The following is a 16,135-nucleotide window of genomic DNA, read 5'->3' as shown; positions in this document are numbered from 1 at the left end:
CCGGTAAGGATTAAGTTACGTTGCTCAATCTGCTCGCCGCTGCCAAGGGGGAGCATGACCAAACTGATCCTTTTCAACAAACCCTTCGGCGTGCTGCCGCAATTCACCGATCGCGGGAGCGAGACGAAGCGTCCGACGCTTTCAAACTTCATTGACCTGCCCGGCGTATATCCTGCTGGCAGACTCGACCGGGACAGCGAAGGGCTGATGATGCTCACGAATGACGGAAAGCTGCAGGCGCGGATATCCGATCCGAAATACAAGACACCGAAAACCTATCTTGTTCAGGTTGAGGGTGACGTTGCGGAAGAAAACCTCGCCATGCTGCAGCAGGGCGTCGAGTTGAAAGACGGATTGACCAGACCCGCCGAGGTCGAACGGATCGACGATCCGGAGCTGTGGGAGCGCGATCCGCCGATCCGGGTCCGCAAGAGTGTGCCCGATTGCTGGCTCAAGCTGACCATCAGTGAAGGCCGAAACAGGCAGGTGCGCAGGATGACAGCGGCTGTGGGGCACCCGACCTTGCGGCTGGTGCGGTGGAGTATTGGCGACTGGTCGCTCGAGGGATTGCAGCCCGGCGAATGGCGGGCCGACGAATAGGCGATTTGCGCTTGCCCGCTTTTTCGATACAAACAGCTATCGAGCGAGGGGCGAAACAGTGAAAAAGACGATCCGTATCATATTGCTGCTACTGGTGCTGGCGGGGGCGGCTTTCTTCATTTTGCGGACGCCGGACACCGATCGTACAGAGATGATCGCCAAATATGGCAATGAAGCGTCGCGCTTCGTCGACGACGGCCATGGGTCAAAAATTCATTATCGTGACGAGGGCAACAAGGACGGCCCGGCGCTGCTGCTGATCCACGGATCGAACAGCATGATGCAGACATGGGAGCCGCTTGTGGCTTTGCTTGGCGACAAATATCGGCTGATTTCGCTCGATCTTTATGGGCATGGCCTGACCGGTCCCAATCCCACCGGTGCTTATGACGCCGACACCAACATAGCGGCGGCGGTTCGGGTGCTCGACACTGTCGGTGTGGATAAAGCCTATTGGGTCGGTAATAGCATGGGCGGCTGGTTGACCTGGCGCGCCGGGCTTTCCGTGCCGGACCGGACATCGGGGCTCGTTCTGATCGATGCCGCAGGTGCGCAGGTAGAGCAAAAGATTCAGCCTTATCTTGGCGCCAGACTGGCGCAATCATCGATCGGGCAATTATTACTGCCGGAAATCACACCGCGTTTTCTGGTTAAATCCTCGCTGGAGGAAAATTTTGCCCGGCCCGAGCTGCTGACCGAAGAGCTGGTCGACCGTTATTGGGAATTGCTCCGCTTCCCTGGCAATCGCAAGGCGGCGGTCGATCGCGGGAAGACGCCGCGCGAGCCGGAAAAATGGGCCGAAGTCGGCCGCCTTAAGATGCCGGTACTGCTGCTCTGGGGAGAGCAGGATAAAGTCATTCCCTTGTCCCACGCCCGTGCCTTTGCAGCCGCAATCCCCGGGAGCAAACTGATCACCTATGCCAATGCCGGGCATTTACCGATGGAGGAAACTCCGGAACAGGTTGCGCGGGACATTGATGTCTGGATCCAAAGTCTGGACGCAGAGGTCGCTGCGTCGGAATAAAGGCTATTTCGCACCTGATTGCCGCCACTGGTCTGACGCTTGGTCAATTTAAACTGTGACGTCGGGCAGACTCCAGTCGATCGGATCCATTCCATTTTTCTTCAGAAAATCATTGGTCTTGCTGAAATGTTTGCATCCGAAAAAGCCATTATACGCAGACAGCGGCGAGGGGTGAGGCGCTTTAAGCACCAGATGATGGCCGCCCTGTTCGATGCTTTGCACGAAGGCCGCCTTTTTCTGTGCATAGCTGCCCCATAACAGAAACACGACGGGTTCCGATTTGGCGGCAATCAGCCGTACGATCGCATCGGTAAACTCTTCCCACCCCTTGCGGCGATGTGAGGCCGCATTGGCCATCTCAACCGTCAATACGCTGTTGAGCAGCAACACGCCCTGCTGCGCCCAATGCTCGAGAAAACCGTGGGCAGGGCGCTTCAGGCCGAGATCACTTTCCAGTTCCTTGTAGATATTGACCAGTGACGGAGGAGGACGGACGCCCGGCTGCACGCTGAAACACAGACCGTGTGCCTGGCCCGGACCATGATAGGGGTCTTGCCCCAATATAACGACGCGCACTTGGTCGAGCGGCGTCAGGTCAAGCGCGCGAAAATATTCTTCGCCTCTGGGGTAAATCTCCTTGCCCGCCGCTTTCTCCTGCAGCAAAAATTCCCGTAAAGTGGCCATATAATCGCTGGCAAATTCTCCGGCGAGGGGGGCTTTCCAGCTTTCGTCGAGTTTTATGCGATCATCCATATCCCGCTAATAGCAACAGGTTATTGATAGGCAAAGCAGGATCAACCCCGCTTGCCAGTTTCGCCTGGGGAGATTACCGTCCTGCTGAAGCGCCACTAGAAAGCGCAAACGCACAAGGAAAAACATCTGCCCATGACCGACAGCAATATTCCCGTCATTTCCGCAACCGGCCTGTTCACGCCGACAGACAGCATCAGCAATGAAGAACTGGTTGCCAGTTTCAACGCCTATGTCGATCTTACCAATCACGCAAATGCTGACGCGATTGCGGCAGGCGAGGTGGAAGAACTGCCGCACAGTTCGGTGGAATTTATCGAGAAGGCTTCGGGTATCAAATCGCGTTTCGTGCTTTCCAAGGATCCGATCCTTGATCCGGAGGTGATGTGCCCGCGTTTGCCCGAGCGTTCGAACGAAGAAATCTCGGTCCTTGCGGAAATCGGTGTCAAAGCCGCACTGCAGGCACTGGAACGGGCAGGGCGCAAGCCGGAAGATGTCGATGCCGTGCTTTGCGCATGCTCGAACCTCCAGCGCGCCTATCCTGCTATCGCTGTCGAAATTCAGGCCGCGCTAGGCATGGAAGAAGGCTTTGGCTTTGACATGAACGTTGCCTGTTCCTCCGCAACTTTCGGTATCCAGACTGCTGCTGATTATATCCGTTCGGGCAGCGCCAAGTCGGTGCTGGTGATCAATCCGGAAATCTGTTCCGGCCATCTCAACTGGCGCGACCGGGACAGCCATTTCATCTTCGGCGATGTCGCAACCGCCATCTTGATCGAGTCCAGGGATATTGCGCCGGCGCAACATTGGGAAATCGTCGGTACGAAATTAAAAACCCAGTTTTCCAATAATATCCGCAACAATTTTGGTTTCCTCAACCGCACCAATCCGGAGAGCCGTGACGACAAGGACAAGTTGTTTGTTCAGGAAGGGCGCAAGGTGTTCAAGGAAGTCGTGCCGATGGTCGCCAACATGATCAACGAGCAGACGGAACGGCTGGGCATTGAAGCCGCCGAGTTGCGCCGTCTCTGGCTGCATCAGGCGAATGCCGGTATGAACCGCCTGATCGCCCAGCGGGTGCTGGGTCATGAAGCGAGCGACGATGAAAGCCCGACCGTCCTCGACACATATGCCAATACGTCTTCTGCCGGTTCGATTATAGCATTTCACAAGCATAGCGATGATTTGGTTGACGGAGATATTGGGCTGATCTGTTCATTCGGAGCGGGTTATTCAGCAGGAACGGTTTTTGTGCGCAAGGTTGCGTGATCGGGGAGATTTGAGATGACGATGACAGGCCAGTGCCTTTGCGGCGCGGTAAGCTACAAGATCGAAGGCGATCTGCAGATGTGCGGCGTCTGTCATTGCAAAAACTGTCAGCGACAGGCCGGAAGCTCCTATTCCGTGCTTTTCGCGGTGGCGGATGACCAGATCGAGATCAGCGGCGACCTGACAACCTATGACGATCATGCCGAGAGTGGTAATGTCGTCCATCGCCATTTCTGCGGCACCTGCGGTTCGCCGGTGAAGACGTCGCTTCCGACCCAGTCTGGCATGACTTATATCAAGGCTGGAACGCTGGATGATACGAGCGTGCTGCATCCGCAAATCCATTTCTGGACGGGTAGCAAACAGGCCTGGGTCGAAATTGATCCTAATGTCCCGCAAATCGAAGGGAATCCGGGATGATCCTCACCCGGCGAGTAACAGTCGCAGTCATGGCCTTCGCGATGCTCCAAGGCTGCGTCGATCCTGTGGAACAACGACAAGCGGATGAGGCCGACGTCGGTGCTGAGCCTGCTCCAATCATTCTTCAGCCGGACGGTGTTTCGCAGGGAGAGGATATGAGCTTCCCTTACGGCACTGAGAAATCCAAAATTATCGCAATGCTCGAACGTTTTGGTGTGGTCCATCAAAGCACGAACGAGGAGTGCCGTGCCGGTCCGATGGAATCCGTTTCCTCTCCCGCGACAGGCCTGACCGCCAATTTTCAGGATGGCGAGCTGGTTGGCTGGTTCTACGACGGTGACGGAAAATTGGCGCACACTGCTCAGGATATCACCGTCGGATCGACCCGTTCTGCTCTGGAACAAGCGATGCCGATCGAAATGCAGACAGAGAGCACGCTGGGCATCGAGTTTTTCTCCGGCTCCGGAGTAACCGGGTTTATCGGCGGGTTCCTTACGGATGACAGCGAAAATGCGACTATCGAGAGCCTTTATTCGGGCACCAATTGCTTTTTTCGCTGACCTTTTGAGGGTGCGATTTCGGGGTATGATATGATCAGTTTACGGGCGCGCTTGCTGTTCTTCATCGTCCGTATTTCGGGCTTGAAAAACTATCTGCTCAAGCCTGGCAGGGCGGAGAAATTTATCGCTCGAGACCATGCACGCGGTCCGGCATTGCCCGTTCGCTGGCTGCGCAAGCATTGCGACATCGAAAAAGCCGAGATTGATGGACAACCACTATACCGGCTAAGTCCGAAGGAGAATGGCAACTCGCTCCACATCTTCTATCTGCACGGCGGCGGCTATGCGTTCAACATTGTTTCGCTGCACTGGCATTTCATCAAAAAACTGATTCGCAGAACCGGAGCAAGCGTCACCGTCCCGATCTATCCGCTATCGCCGGAGAATAAATGGGACAGCAGTTATGCGATGGTGATGGAGGCGTTTGAACAGGCGGTTTCTCGCTATGGTGCGGAGAATATCGTTGTGATGGGCGACAGCGCAGGTGGCGGCTTCTCGCTCGGACTGTCCCAGATGCTCCGCAATCATGACAAGGCTTTGCCGAGCAAACTGGTGTTGCTCAGTCCCTATCTTGATAAGACCGCTGCCGATCCGACGCAGATAGAATTGGAAAAAACCGACATATTGATCTCGATCGAGGGTATCCGGCGCCTCGGCTCATGGTGGATGCGCGAAGGAGAAGATCCGGCGATGTTCCCGGCCAGTCCATTGTTCGCTCCGGTTGACGGATTACCGCCGATGCTGGTGTTTGCGGGGACCGATGAAATGTTGCTGGCGGACTCTTTGCGGTTGAAGCAAAAAGGTGATGAAGTTGGCGCGCAGATCGAACTGAAACTCTATGATCACATGCAACATGTCTGGATGCTTTTGCCTATTCCGGAGGCAAAAACGGCTTTGGACGACATTGTGGAATTCCTACTCGCCCCGAAAGTTTAGTTCGAGAAGGACGCCATTGGGTTCGGTGAAAAACAACTGTTTCAGTTGGATCGACGGGATGTCGTTGAGTCTGTAGTCGATCCCGTGAGCCTCGAGCCGCGCGATGAATGCCTGATGGCCGCTACAATCCAGTGCCACATGATGGATCGCGCCGGTGGTCGGCCCTGTCTCTGTTTTACGGCGATAGGCCTGCTGCATCTCCTTGGAATTTATGTGAAAAATCGCGCGACCGCTATCATCGTAGAGCCACTGGACATGTTCGGGTGGCAGCGGTTTAGGGCCATTTCGTACATCAAGATCGAACATCTCGACAAAAAACCGTACGGTTCCTCCGAGGTCATCGGTGATGATATTCACATGATCAAGTGCGTTGAGTTTCATCCTAGCCCTTCAACTTGCGGCCGCGTTCGATGATGGCGAGCCGCCGGTTCTCGACTTCATCCATCGAGACTCCAGCGTTGTATGGCACCGATATCTGATGCTCATAAGCCATGCCATCTGCAAGGTTGCGGTCGAAGCCGGTCATGATCAGGTCTTTGTACACCTTCAGAAAGTCACGATCGATGCTTGTCATGTCGCGTGCCAGTGCCAAGGCCGCCAGCATAAGCTCGTCGGGTTCATAGACATGGTTGACGAGGCCCCAATCACAAGCGGTCCGGGCGTTCAGAAACTGGCCGGTGAAGCTGAGTTCGCAGGCGCGGGACAGGCCAATGAAGCGGGAGAGTTTCTGAGACAGGCCCCAGCCCGGCGTTATACCGACCCGCGCGTGGGTGTCGGCGAAGCGGGCATTGGTTGAGGCGATCCGGATATCACAGGCCAGTGCCAGCTCAAACCCGCCTGTGATGGCAACTCCGTTGATTGCGCCGATCACCGGTATTGGCATTTCGGTCAAAGCGAAAATCGGGTTTGTGGCACCATCCCGATCATTGGCCGGACCAAGGCCCGATTCTCCCAGCTCTTTAAGATCAAGGCCAGCGGTAAAGGCACGGTCTCCCGCACCGGTAACGATCAGGGCATGGATGGTCTTGTCGTCGCGAACATCCTGACAGGCACTACAAAATTCGGCTCGCAATGCGTTGGACAGCGCATTCATCGCTTCCGGACGATTGAGCGTGATGGTTGCAACACCATCAGACTTCTCCAGCAATATCAAAGCCATCAGTCGCTATCTCCTGCTTCATATTTTTCAGCGATTTGCGCGCCCATCGCGCCGGTCATCGCAAAACATTGTTCGGGATCGCTCTGCCGAAGTTCTGCAATCTTCAGTTCCATGCCTTCGGCGATGATGAGCTCAGGAACATTATTGGCCACAGCGTCAAGAATCTGCTGCGCACAATCATCCGGTTCCATGCCGTTGTCGATCGCGGCATCGGATTTCCCGCGGCGCTCGCCCTCTTTGGTTAGTGCGTTGCGCGACACATTTGTGCGGATCGAGCCGGGCAGGATATTGGTAACATGGATATTATGCAGCTGTTCGGTTTCGGCGCGCAAGGCATCCATATAGCCGATCAGTCCGTGCTTGGCGGCGCAATAGGCGGTGCGCAAGGGTACGCCGACGCGGCCCGCGACCGAGCTGATTCCGACAATATGACCGCCGCCAGCTGCAATCATGTGGGGCAGCAGCAGCTGGGTCAGCCAGATCGGCGCGAGAAGATCGATATTGATGATCGTCTTGTGGATATCCGGAGGCGTGTCCAGCGCCAGACTGCGCTGGCTGATGCCGGCATTGTTGACCAGAATATCAACCTTGCCCTTCCAGTTGCGCGCTTCTTCAACCTTTGCGGGCAGGGCGTCGTAGTCGGTCGTTTCGAAGGGCAGAACCAATGTGTCAGTCTTGATGTCGGCTGCGACTTGTTCGAGCGCGTCGGTGCGGCGTCCCGACAATATGATATGTGCGCCTTGTGCGGCGAAGGCTTTTGCCAGGGCCTCGCCAATTCCGGAGGAAGCCCCGGTGATCCAGACAATTTTACCGTCAAATTTCATAATTCCGTTCCCTGTTCGACCGCTTTGGATTTCTTCCAGCCGACATAGCATAACGCCAGCATGATCACATTTCCCACAGCGTCAAGCAGCCCGATGCTGGTGAACACAGGATCGTGGAAGGTGAAATAATAATTGAACCCGAAAAACGGTACTAACGCTATTCCGTAAATCAGAAAGGTCAGCGACGAAAAGCGGGAAAAGGCTGCAAACAACCCCGACAAGAAAGCTTGTGCGCCAAAGCAGGCGATCACGAAAGGCAATATACGTCCGCTCTCGCGATATTCCGGCAGCAATGTCGTATCAATCACATGTTGCGGAAACAATGCAGCCCATCCGCCCAGGATGAAGAACACCAGCGCAATGAAAAACTGAATGCGCTTGGGTGTCATCTCCATTCCGTCGGTTAGGCGTTTTTGCTCAATTTTGGCGCGTCATCGCCAAGATCTTCGAACCATGCCTCGACTTCGCCGTTCAGCTTGATCAGCAGCGGATTGCCCTTGCGATCCATGGTCTTGCCCGCCTGCACCTTTACCCAGCCTTCGGAAACGCAATATTCTTCGATATTATGTCTGCGGTCGCCGCGAAAATTTATCCCGATACCGCGAGATAGCAATTCGCCGCCATAATGCGGGCTGCGGGGATTAATGGCAAGATGGTCGGGCGGGGTGTCCGGTCCGGCTGCTGCGCTATTGGCGGGGTCGGATTGCTGATCTTCGGTCATTTTGTTTCAATACTCCAATTTGCTTGCGGCGCTTTGCCACAAACAGGCGGATAATCAAGTGTTCCCGGCTCACAGACCGGGGACATTCTGTCAGTTGAACACATCCTTGATATTTTCACCCGCTTTTGGATCGGGACCGAACCGGTTGTCTCCACGGGTTCCTTCAAGGCACATGAATACCAGCACGATCAAGCCGCCGACGAGCGGAATAAAATTCAGCAGCACAAGCCACCCTGATTTGTCCTGATCGTGGAATCGGCGAACCTGTACAGCCAGAGAAGGTATGATAATCGCGAGGTAAAACACGCTGAGCAGAATGGAACTTGAACTCCAGCTTGCCATCTCAAAGCTGTCTGCTGGATCCGATACGGTCGTGAAGCTGCCGGTCACTAGCCCCAGTCCCACGCCGACGATCAATATCAGCAGGATAAACATCCAATATTCTTTGCGCCGGGAGCGTCCGCTAAAATCCGCATAGCGCCGCAGTGGCATCAACATCCATTCCATGAATTTTCCCCTCTCAAGCCTCGAAGCATCAGAGGTTACGCAAAAAATCAGGATTATCAAGTGGTGGATGACATGCTGATGATTCTTAGCACAAGGCCGTGACGGCGGTTAGCGAAGCTATATTGTTATGAACGACATGTTTCCGGGGGAACCAGTGGAGCCGATATGCAACTGAGTGATCCCGGCCCAAGCTGAGATTGACGTCCGTGATTCATATTTGTCTTTTGCTGCGTGTTATAGAAAAAAGGCGGCCTTGCGGGCCGCCTTTTTTATAATTTCTGCTGATTTAAGCTGCCGCTGCCTGACGGGACGCTTTCTTGCGATCGTTCGGATCGAGATAGCGTTTGCGCAGGCGGATGTTCTTTGGCGTGACTTCGACCAGCTCGTCATTGTCGATATAGGCGATTGCCTGTTCGAGCGTCATCACCTTTGGCGTGGTCAGGCGAATGGCGTCTTCCTTGCCCGAGACGCGGAAGTTGGTCAGCGCCTTGGACTTCATCGGATTGACGTCGAGATCGCCGGGCTTGGCGTTTTCGCCAATGATCATGCCTTCGTAAACCGGGGTCTGTGCGCCGATAAACAATACGCCGCGCTCTTCGAGCATATTCAGCGCATAAGCTGCGGTGTTGCCGGTTCCGTTGGATACCAGAACGCCAACCGGACGGCCTTCGATAACGCCCTTATAATCGTCATATTTTTCAAACAGACGGTTCATCAGGCCGGTGCCGCGGGTGTCGGACAGGAATTCGCCGTGATAACCGATCAAACCGCGCGAAGGGGCGGAGAAAGTCAGGCGGGTCTTGCCGGCGCCGGATGGGCGCTGTTCGGTCAGTTCCGCTTTGCGGCGCTGCATCTTGGAAACAACGGTGCTGGAATATTCATCATCAACGTCGATGACGACGGTTTCATAAGGCTCCTGGCGTTTGCCATTTTCTTCGCGGTAGAGAACGCGAGGACGGGAAATGCCCAGTTCAAAACCTTCGCGGCGCATCGTTTCGATCAGCACGCCGAGTTGCAATTCGCCGCGGCCCGCAACTTCAAAGCTGTCCTTGTCGTCGCTTTCGGTCACTTTGATTGCAACGTTGGATTCTGCTTCGCGTGCCAGGCGATCGCGGATCACGCGGCTGGTGACCTTGTCACCTTCACGACCGGCAACCGGGCTGTCATTCACCGCAAAGCGCATCGAAAGTGTTGGCGGATCGATTGGCTGGGCAGCGATAGGCTCGGTAACAGCAATGTCGCATATCGTATTGGAAACCGTTGCTTTTGTAAGGCCAGCGAGGGAAATAATATCACCTGCCTTGGCGCTTTCCACAGGGACGCGCTCGAGGCCGTTAAACGCCATGATCTTGGTGGCGCGGCCGGTTTCAACAACATTGCCGTCCATATCGATTGCGTGGATTGGCATGTTGATGTCGATTTTCCCGCTTTCGACTTTGCCGGTCAAAATGCGGCCGACGAAATTGTCGCGGTCGAGCAAGGTGACCAGAAACTTGAATTCCGCATCTGGATCAACGTCGGGCTCCGGTACATGTTCGATGATCTTGTCGAACAAGGCAGAAAGATCGCCCTCGCGGACATCAGGGGTCTCGCCGGCATAGCCGTTGCGGCCACTGGCAAAGAGCGCCGGGAAATCAAGCTGTTCATCATTGGCATCGAGATTGACGAACAGGTCGAACACTTCGTCGAGCACTTCTTCGGCGCGGCCATCGGGACGGTCAATCTTGTTGACGACGACGATTGGCTTCAGACCGAGGGCCAGAGCCTTGCCGGTGACGAATTTGGTCTGCGGCATTGCGCCTTCGGCGCTGTCGACCAGCAGGATCACGCCATCGACCATCGACAGGATGCGTTCCACTTCACCACCAAAGTCGGCATGGCCCGGGGTATCAACAATATTGATCCGCGTGCCTTTCCATTCGACGCTGGTGCATTTTGCGAGAATCGTGATGCCGCGTTCTTTTTCAAGATCGTTCGAATCCATCGCGCGTTCTTCGACACGTTCATTGTCGCGAAATGTGCCGGATTGGCGGAAAAGCTGGTCAACCAGGGTTGTTTTGCCGTGATCAACGTGCGCAATGATTGCGATATTGCGAAGGGACATATTAGATTCTACCGTTAGAAGAGGAAAGGGCGGCCATAAGCAAAGCCCCGATATTGCCGCGCCCTTAGCCTGTTTGGTGCTGCACCGCAACATCAGAAAGCTTGCCAAATCGTCTTGAGCCATCCATTTGCCGCAACCAAGATGCAAACCGTCCGCCTGATCCTCAATGATAAATTCATCTGGCTGCTAAGCGGAGCGGTGCTTTTGGCGACGCTGCTGCCCGTGCAGGGAGCAGCAAAAGATATAGCCGGGATATTGTTCAACGCAGGGATTTTTGCGGTCTTTCTGCTCCATGGCATCCGTCTCGAACGGCATGAAGTGCGCGCCGGTCTGGGCAACGTCCGGTTGCAGGGGACGATATTCATCTGGGTATTTGGCGTGATGCTGGGAATCGGGTTGCTGCTGTCAAAGGCGCTCGATCAGGTTCTGCCTGCCGATGTTGCGCTGGGATTTCTGTTTCTGGGCGTGCTGCCGTCCACTGTGCAATCGGCCACCAGCTATTGTGCTATTGCCAGAGGAAATGTTGCGGCCTCTGTGGTCGCCAGTGCCTTCATAAATCTTGTCGGGGTGTTTTTATCGCCATTATTGTTCGCACTGCTGGCCAGCGCAGCTGGCGTGGACATAACCTCTGAGACGATCATCAAACTGGCCGCGATATTGGTGCTGCCGTTTGTGCTCGGCCAGACCTTCCAGAAATGGCTGCGACCCTGGGTGATGCAGCACAAGGATCTGACCGGTTGGATCGACAGGGGGGCGATTGCGCTGGCGGTCTATGTGTCCTTTTCCGCAGCGATCATCGCCGGGATGTGGAGCCGGGTTAGCGGCATGGAATTCGTCTGGCTAGCCGCTGCGCTGTTGTTCTGGCTGGGGCTGGCCTTTGGCGGCACGTGGATGCTCGGCGGGTTGATGGGTTTTGCCCGTGGTGACCGGAAAACTCTGCTGTTTTCCGGCGCGCAGAAGAGCGTTGCCATTGGTGCGCCGCTGGCGGCGATCATCTTTGCCCCGGAGCGGGCGGGCCTGGTGATATTGCCGCTGATTTTTTACCATCTCGCGCAATTGTTCCTGTCGGCTCCGGTGGCCGTGCGCTTGGCCGGTGACGAGGACTAGCGAAACATCGCCCGTTCGCACTGAGCTTGTCGAAGTGCCTCTATCGCCATGCGCGGTCCTTCGACAAGCTCAGGACGAACGGGAAAATCTAAAGTTCTCTTAGTGCTCTGGCCGGCTTGGCGGACAGCACCGGAATAGATCCCAGCAAGCCAATCCCCAGCGTTGCAACCGCGCCGATGCCGAGCGTCAGCAGAACAATTCCCCAATCGGGCTGCCAGGTAAATTCGAAAATCTGGGTGATCACGAACCAGCCGGCAAACAGGCCGAGGCCAAGAGCCACCATCGACAACAGAAATGCTAGCAGCGCATATTCTATCGCCTGCACCGTCAATATCTGCGCGCGGGTGGCGCCAAGCAATTTCAGGATCACGCTGTCATAGACCCGGGCTTGGCGGGAGGCCGCAATGGCGCCGATCAACACGGCGATGCCGGAGAAAATCGCGATTGACGCGGCAGCGGCAATGGCGGTGGCCATCTGGTCGAGAATGTCACCGATCTGGGAGGCAATCTCCTTGACCTTGACCATCGAAATGGAGGGGAATTCCTGAGGCAAGATACTGAGCAGGCTGTCTTCTTTTGCCGTCTCGAGCTGGATCGTCGCGGCGACATTATGCGGCACATTGGCCAGCACGCTGGGCGGGAAAACCAGTACATAGTTGAATCCGAAATTCCGCCAGTTGACCTTGCGGAAGGATGCTACTTTGGCCGGTATTTCGACGCCGAGCAGGCTGACGGTCAGGCTGTCGCCAATCTTCAGGCCCATGGCCGCGCCTTGTTCTTCATCGACCGAAACCAGCGGCGGTCCGTCATAATCTTTCGGCCACCATTCGCCCTCGACGATTTCGCTGCCTTCGGGGATGGTCGCGCTATAGGTGAGACCGCGATCGCCGCGCAGCACCCATGCGCCCTCGGGGAGGGTTTCCAGTTCGGACACCCGCTGGCCGCCAAATTCGGTGATCGTTCCGCGCAATGTCGGCACTATATTCACTTCGGCATCCTGCGAGGTTTCGGCGACTTTGGCGCGGAATTCATCCGCGCGTTCGACCGGGATATCGAGGACGAAAAAGCTCGGCGCATCGCGCGGAACGGTCGAGCGGATTTCATTGGTCAGGCTGGTCTGGATCGCGGCGAGCGTCGCGAACAGGGTCAGGCCCAGTCCCAATGCCACTACCAACTGTCCGGTTTGCGCACCGGGACGGTGGAGGCTGGTCAGGGCGAGACGCAACAACGGATGTTTCGGCCGCGGCGCCTTGCTCGCCAGCCATCGGATCAGCGCGCCCAAGCATGTAAGCAGCAGCAATATCGCGGCTGCCGCACCGATGAAAGAGGCTGAAAATAATGGCTCATTGGCTGTGCCGAGCGCCAGCGCGATGATCGCTGCAATCGCCAAGCCAACGCCAATCCAGCTCTGCCGGTCAATCTGTCTCCAGGACTTGCCTTCGCCGCGGATGATACCCGCCGCCGGGATTGTCTTTGCCCGCGACAGCGGGGGCAGGGCGAAGATAATCGCTATCAGCAATCCGTAGAGCGCGCTGACCAGCAGCGGCAGCGGATAGAGGGCAAATTCCGGTTTGATCGGCAGGACATCGCCCGCAATCTGGATGATCGCGAGCGGAGCCAGCGCCCCAACCACGAGACCAAGAGCAATCGCGCCGATAGCCACCGTCATGATCTGGATTAGATAGATGCGGAAGATCATCGCACTGTCGGCGCCGAGAATCTTGAGCGTGGCAATCGCGCCCTGCTTGCCGCGCAAGTAGGAGGCAACACCATTGCCGACACCGATGCCGGCGATGACCAGCGATGCCAGACCGACCAGAGTCAGAAACTGGCCCATCCGCTCGATAAAGCGGCGGGTGCTCGGCGCACCATCATCGCGCGTTTTGATTTCCCACGAGGCGTTGGGGAATTGTTCGGAAAGCCGGTCGCCGACCTCGCGGGGAATGGCGGTGGCGGGCAGTTTGAGCCGATATTTGCTCTCAAACAGGCTCCCCGGCTGGATCAATTCGGTAGCGCGCAGACTATCCAGCGAAGTGATCGCCACGGGTCCGAGCGACAGACCTTCGCTGAGCCTGTCCGGCTCTTCGGATATGACGCCCGATATGGTGAAGCTGGCTTCGCCAAAATCAATTTTGTCGCCGGTTTTCAGCGACAGGCGCTGCATCAGTGCAGGGGTGACATAGATATCCTGCGGCTGTGGCGCAGAAACGGTCTGGCCATTCTCCAGCGTGAATTTGCCATAAAGCGGATAGCTGTCATCGACGCCTTTTAGTTCGACCAGTTGCGTGTCGCTGCCGTCCGGCAGTCGCGCCATGGCCTGCATTCGCAGCGTTTCGGACAACGTTCCGGCCTGCTTGAGGGCCGTGAGTTCTGCGCTGGTGGCTTCGCGCTGGGCAACCGCGATCTCGAGATCACCGCCCAATATCGCCTGACCGCGATTGGCCAGTTCTTCGGTAATCGCATTGGTCAGGCTGCCAATGGCGGCCAAAGTGGCGACGCCGAGGAACAGGCAGACGATCAGCAGACGCAGTCCGGCAAAACGGCCGCGCAGATCGCGGCGGGCAATCGTCCAGGCTTTGCCCAGTTCAGCGCTCACGCGGCGCTGTCCCGTTCGATCAGGCCGTCGCGCAGTTCGATGATCCGGTCGCAGCGTTTGGCCAGTTCCGGATCGTGGGTGATGATCAGCAGCGTCGCCGCCGTGGCTTTCTGGCGATCGAACAGCAGGGTGATGATTTTATCGCCGGTGGTGCCGTCAAGATTGCCGGTCGGTTCGTCAGCGAAGATGATAGTCGGCCGCGACGACATGGCGCGGGCGATGGCCACGCGCTGCTGCTCGCCACCGGAAAGCTGGGTGGGGTAATGGCCGAGACGGTCGCCGAGGCCGACAGCGGTGAGTTCCTTCGCCGCGATTTCAAAAGGATCGGGTTGGCCATCCAGTTCGAGGGGCACGGCGACATTCTCCAGCGCCGTCATCGTCGGGAGCAGGTGAAACGCCTGCAATACAATGCCGACCCGGCCGCGCCGCGCAACCGCCAGCTGATCCTCGTTCATCGTGCCGAAGTCGGCTCCGGCAATATTCACCTCCCCGCCGCTTGCCCGTTCGAGGCCGGACAGGATCGCCATCAGCGATGATTTGCCCGAACCCGACGGCCCTAGCAATGCAACCGTCGTTCCCTCTTCGATCTGCAGATCAATACCGCGCAAAATATCGACGCGTGCTTTCCCTTCCCCCAAAGACAGGGTGACATTCCGGGCTGCAATGGCGATATGGGGTTCAACTGCGGCGGCGTCGCTCGGTGCGGCGTTTTTCTGGATCATGGGGGTAAGGATATCCGATGTTGAAGAATTTATTTGTATATGGGTTCACACTGGCATTTCTGCAACTTTTGATCGCTTGTGGCCCCGCGCCGGAAGAGGCGCAAGCTGTTCCAGAGGACGTAGCAACGGTCTCGACGGAAACCGGCGGCGATCCAATGGCAGAAGCGAAAGACGCTGAAATCCTGGTCGTTGCTTTTGGTGACAGCCTTTATGCCGGCTATGGCCTGGACCAGAAAGAGGGCTTTGCGCCGGAACTGCAAGCAGCGCTGACGACGGCCGGCAAGGATGTCCGGGTTCACAATGCTGGCGTGTCAGGCGACACCACGGCTGCGGGACTGCGGCGGATGGATTTCGTCCTCGATAGCCTGCCGCGAAAACCGGATCTGGTGATATTGGGACTGGGCGGCAATGACCTGCTCAGGGGGCTGAAACCCGCAGATACCCGGGCCAATATGGAAGCAATGGTCAAGAAGTTGCAAGATCGCGACATAGAAGTCATGCTCACCGGTATGCTGGCCCCACCCAATCTCGGAGCAAAATTCAGTGATGAATTCAATATCATCTATCCCGCACTGGCCAAAAAATATGATGTCGCGCTCTATCCGTTTTTCATGGATGGCGTGGTGGGACATCCTGATCTTTTCCTGCCCGATGGCCTGCACCCTACTGCCGAAGGCATTGATATCATCGTCGGCAAAATCGCGCCGCAGGTTGGGGAATTGCTGAAAGATTGAGCTTTGTAGAAAATGGAAGAGTTGGAAGCATGTTGCGCAGTTTTGTAAAAACTGTATTATTTTACTAATACAGCAGTTGAAACGCTTGAAAAGCGGTGCATT

18 protein-coding genes are annotated in these 16,135 nt (G+C 56.3%); 8 read left to right on the top strand and 10 right to left on the bottom strand.

Annotation, left to right across the window (positions count from 1 at the left end; all coding sequences use genetic code 11):
- Window positions 1-54 precede the first annotated feature (54 nt).
- Window positions 55-600 carry a pseudouridine synthase gene (locus ACWFTY_RS11800; protein ID WP_447524420.1) on the top strand — a complete coding sequence of 182 codons (546 nt, stop codon included), beginning with the start codon at window positions 55-57 and terminating at the stop codon, window positions 598-600.
- A 58-nt stretch (window positions 601-658) separates the two neighbouring features.
- Window positions 659-1,624 carry an alpha/beta fold hydrolase gene (locus tag ACWFTY_RS11795; protein ID WP_447524419.1) on the top strand — a complete coding sequence of 322 codons (966 nt, stop codon included), beginning with the start codon at window positions 659-661 and terminating at the stop codon, window positions 1,622-1,624.
- A gap of 48 nt (window positions 1,625-1,672) precedes the next feature.
- Here the strand turns inward: ACWFTY_RS11795 and ung are convergent, their stop codons facing one another.
- Entirely contained in the window at window positions 1,673-2,377 is a 705-nt protein-coding gene (ung, locus tag ACWFTY_RS11790) for a uracil-DNA glycosylase (protein WP_447524418.1), read from the bottom strand.
- A gap of 132 nt (window positions 2,378-2,509) precedes the next feature.
- Here ung and ACWFTY_RS11785 point away from each other — a divergent pair, with 132 nt between their 5' ends.
- Genes ACWFTY_RS11785 through ACWFTY_RS11770 form a run of 4 tightly spaced genes read left to right on the top strand, consistent with a single transcriptional unit; the run spans window position 2,510 to window position 5,559 of the window.
- Window positions 2,510-3,643, top strand: coding sequence for a beta-ketoacyl-ACP synthase III (locus ACWFTY_RS11785; protein WP_447524417.1), 1,134 nt, complete (start codon window positions 2,510-2,512; stop codon window positions 3,641-3,643).
- 15 nt (window positions 3,644-3,658) lie between these two features.
- Complete coding sequence (locus tag ACWFTY_RS11780) at window positions 3,659-4,063, top strand: GFA family protein (protein WP_447524416.1); 405 nt, start codon at window positions 3,659-3,661, stop codon at window positions 4,061-4,063.
- Complete coding sequence (locus ACWFTY_RS11775) at window positions 4,060-4,623, top strand: hypothetical protein (RefSeq protein ID WP_447524415.1); 564 nt, start codon at window positions 4,060-4,062, stop codon at window positions 4,621-4,623. The genes ACWFTY_RS11780 and ACWFTY_RS11775 overlap by 4 nt, the downstream gene beginning before the upstream one ends.
- A gap of 30 nt (window positions 4,624-4,653) precedes the next feature.
- Complete coding sequence (locus tag ACWFTY_RS11770; RefSeq protein ID WP_447524414.1) at window positions 4,654-5,559, top strand: alpha/beta hydrolase; 906 nt, start codon at window positions 4,654-4,656, stop codon at window positions 5,557-5,559.
- Here ACWFTY_RS11770 and ACWFTY_RS11765 read toward each other — a convergent pair.
- The 7 genes from ACWFTY_RS11765 to typA all read right to left on the bottom strand — a co-directional run bounded on the left by ACWFTY_RS11765 (window position 5,539) and on the right by typA (window position 10,874).
- A complete protein-coding gene (locus ACWFTY_RS11765) occupies window positions 5,539-5,940 on the bottom strand; it encodes a VOC family protein (protein WP_447524413.1) in 402 nt (133 codons plus the stop codon). The genes ACWFTY_RS11770 and ACWFTY_RS11765 overlap by 21 nt on opposite strands.
- Before the next feature lies 1 nt (window position 5,941).
- Entirely contained in the window at window positions 5,942-6,718 is a 777-nt protein-coding gene (locus tag ACWFTY_RS11760) for an enoyl-CoA hydratase (RefSeq protein ID WP_447524412.1), read from the bottom strand.
- Window positions 6,718-7,542 (bottom strand): SDR family NAD(P)-dependent oxidoreductase, encoded by an 825-nt coding sequence (locus ACWFTY_RS11755; protein ID WP_447524411.1) that lies wholly within the window; start codon window positions 7,540-7,542, stop codon window positions 6,718-6,720. The genes ACWFTY_RS11760 and ACWFTY_RS11755 overlap by 1 nt, the downstream gene beginning before the upstream one ends.
- Entirely contained in the window at window positions 7,539-7,931 is a 393-nt protein-coding gene (locus ACWFTY_RS11750; protein ID WP_447524410.1) for a hypothetical protein, read from the bottom strand. The genes ACWFTY_RS11755 and ACWFTY_RS11750 overlap by 4 nt, the downstream gene beginning before the upstream one ends.
- Before the next feature lie 14 nt (window positions 7,932-7,945).
- Complete coding sequence (locus ACWFTY_RS11745) at window positions 7,946-8,263, bottom strand: DUF3297 family protein (protein WP_447524409.1); 318 nt, start codon at window positions 8,261-8,263, stop codon at window positions 7,946-7,948.
- Window positions 8,264-8,353: 90 nt separating this feature from the next.
- Window positions 8,354-8,770, bottom strand: a complete 417-nt coding sequence (locus ACWFTY_RS11740; protein WP_447524408.1) for a DUF805 domain-containing protein — start codon at window positions 8,768-8,770, stop codon at window positions 8,354-8,356.
- 286 nt (window positions 8,771-9,056) lie between these two features.
- A complete protein-coding gene (gene typA, locus ACWFTY_RS11735) occupies window positions 9,057-10,874 on the bottom strand; it encodes a translational GTPase TypA (RefSeq protein WP_447524407.1) in 1,818 nt (605 codons plus the stop codon).
- 114 nt (window positions 10,875-10,988) lie between these two features.
- Here typA and ACWFTY_RS11730 point away from each other — a divergent pair, with 114 nt between their 5' ends.
- Window positions 10,989-11,981 carry a bile acid:sodium symporter family protein gene (locus tag ACWFTY_RS11730; RefSeq protein ID WP_447524406.1) on the top strand — a complete coding sequence of 331 codons (993 nt, stop codon included), beginning with the start codon at window positions 10,989-10,991 and terminating at the stop codon, window positions 11,979-11,981.
- Between the two features lie 88 nt (window positions 11,982-12,069).
- Here the strand turns inward: ACWFTY_RS11730 and ACWFTY_RS11725 are convergent, their stop codons facing one another.
- Both ACWFTY_RS11725 and ACWFTY_RS11720 read right to left on the bottom strand, forming a co-directional pair.
- Window positions 12,070-14,577 (bottom strand): ABC transporter permease, encoded by a 2,508-nt coding sequence (locus tag ACWFTY_RS11725; RefSeq protein WP_447524405.1) that lies wholly within the window; start codon window positions 14,575-14,577, stop codon window positions 12,070-12,072.
- Window positions 14,574-15,299 (bottom strand): ABC transporter ATP-binding protein, encoded by a 726-nt coding sequence (locus ACWFTY_RS11720; protein ID WP_447524404.1) that lies wholly within the window; start codon window positions 15,297-15,299, stop codon window positions 14,574-14,576. Before ACWFTY_RS11720 ends, ACWFTY_RS11725 begins: the two co-directional genes overlap by 4 nt.
- Before the next feature lie 17 nt (window positions 15,300-15,316).
- Here ACWFTY_RS11720 and ACWFTY_RS11715 point away from each other — a divergent pair, with 17 nt between their 5' ends.
- Window positions 15,317-16,033, top strand: a complete 717-nt coding sequence (locus ACWFTY_RS11715; protein ID WP_447524403.1) for an arylesterase — start codon at window positions 15,317-15,319, stop codon at window positions 16,031-16,033.
- Window positions 16,034-16,135: the final 102 nt, after the last annotated feature.

The sequence above is a fragment of the Parasphingorhabdus sp. NYA22 genome, from assembly GCF_976973735.1.
This window is presented reverse-complemented; position numbering and strand designations above follow the sequence as displayed.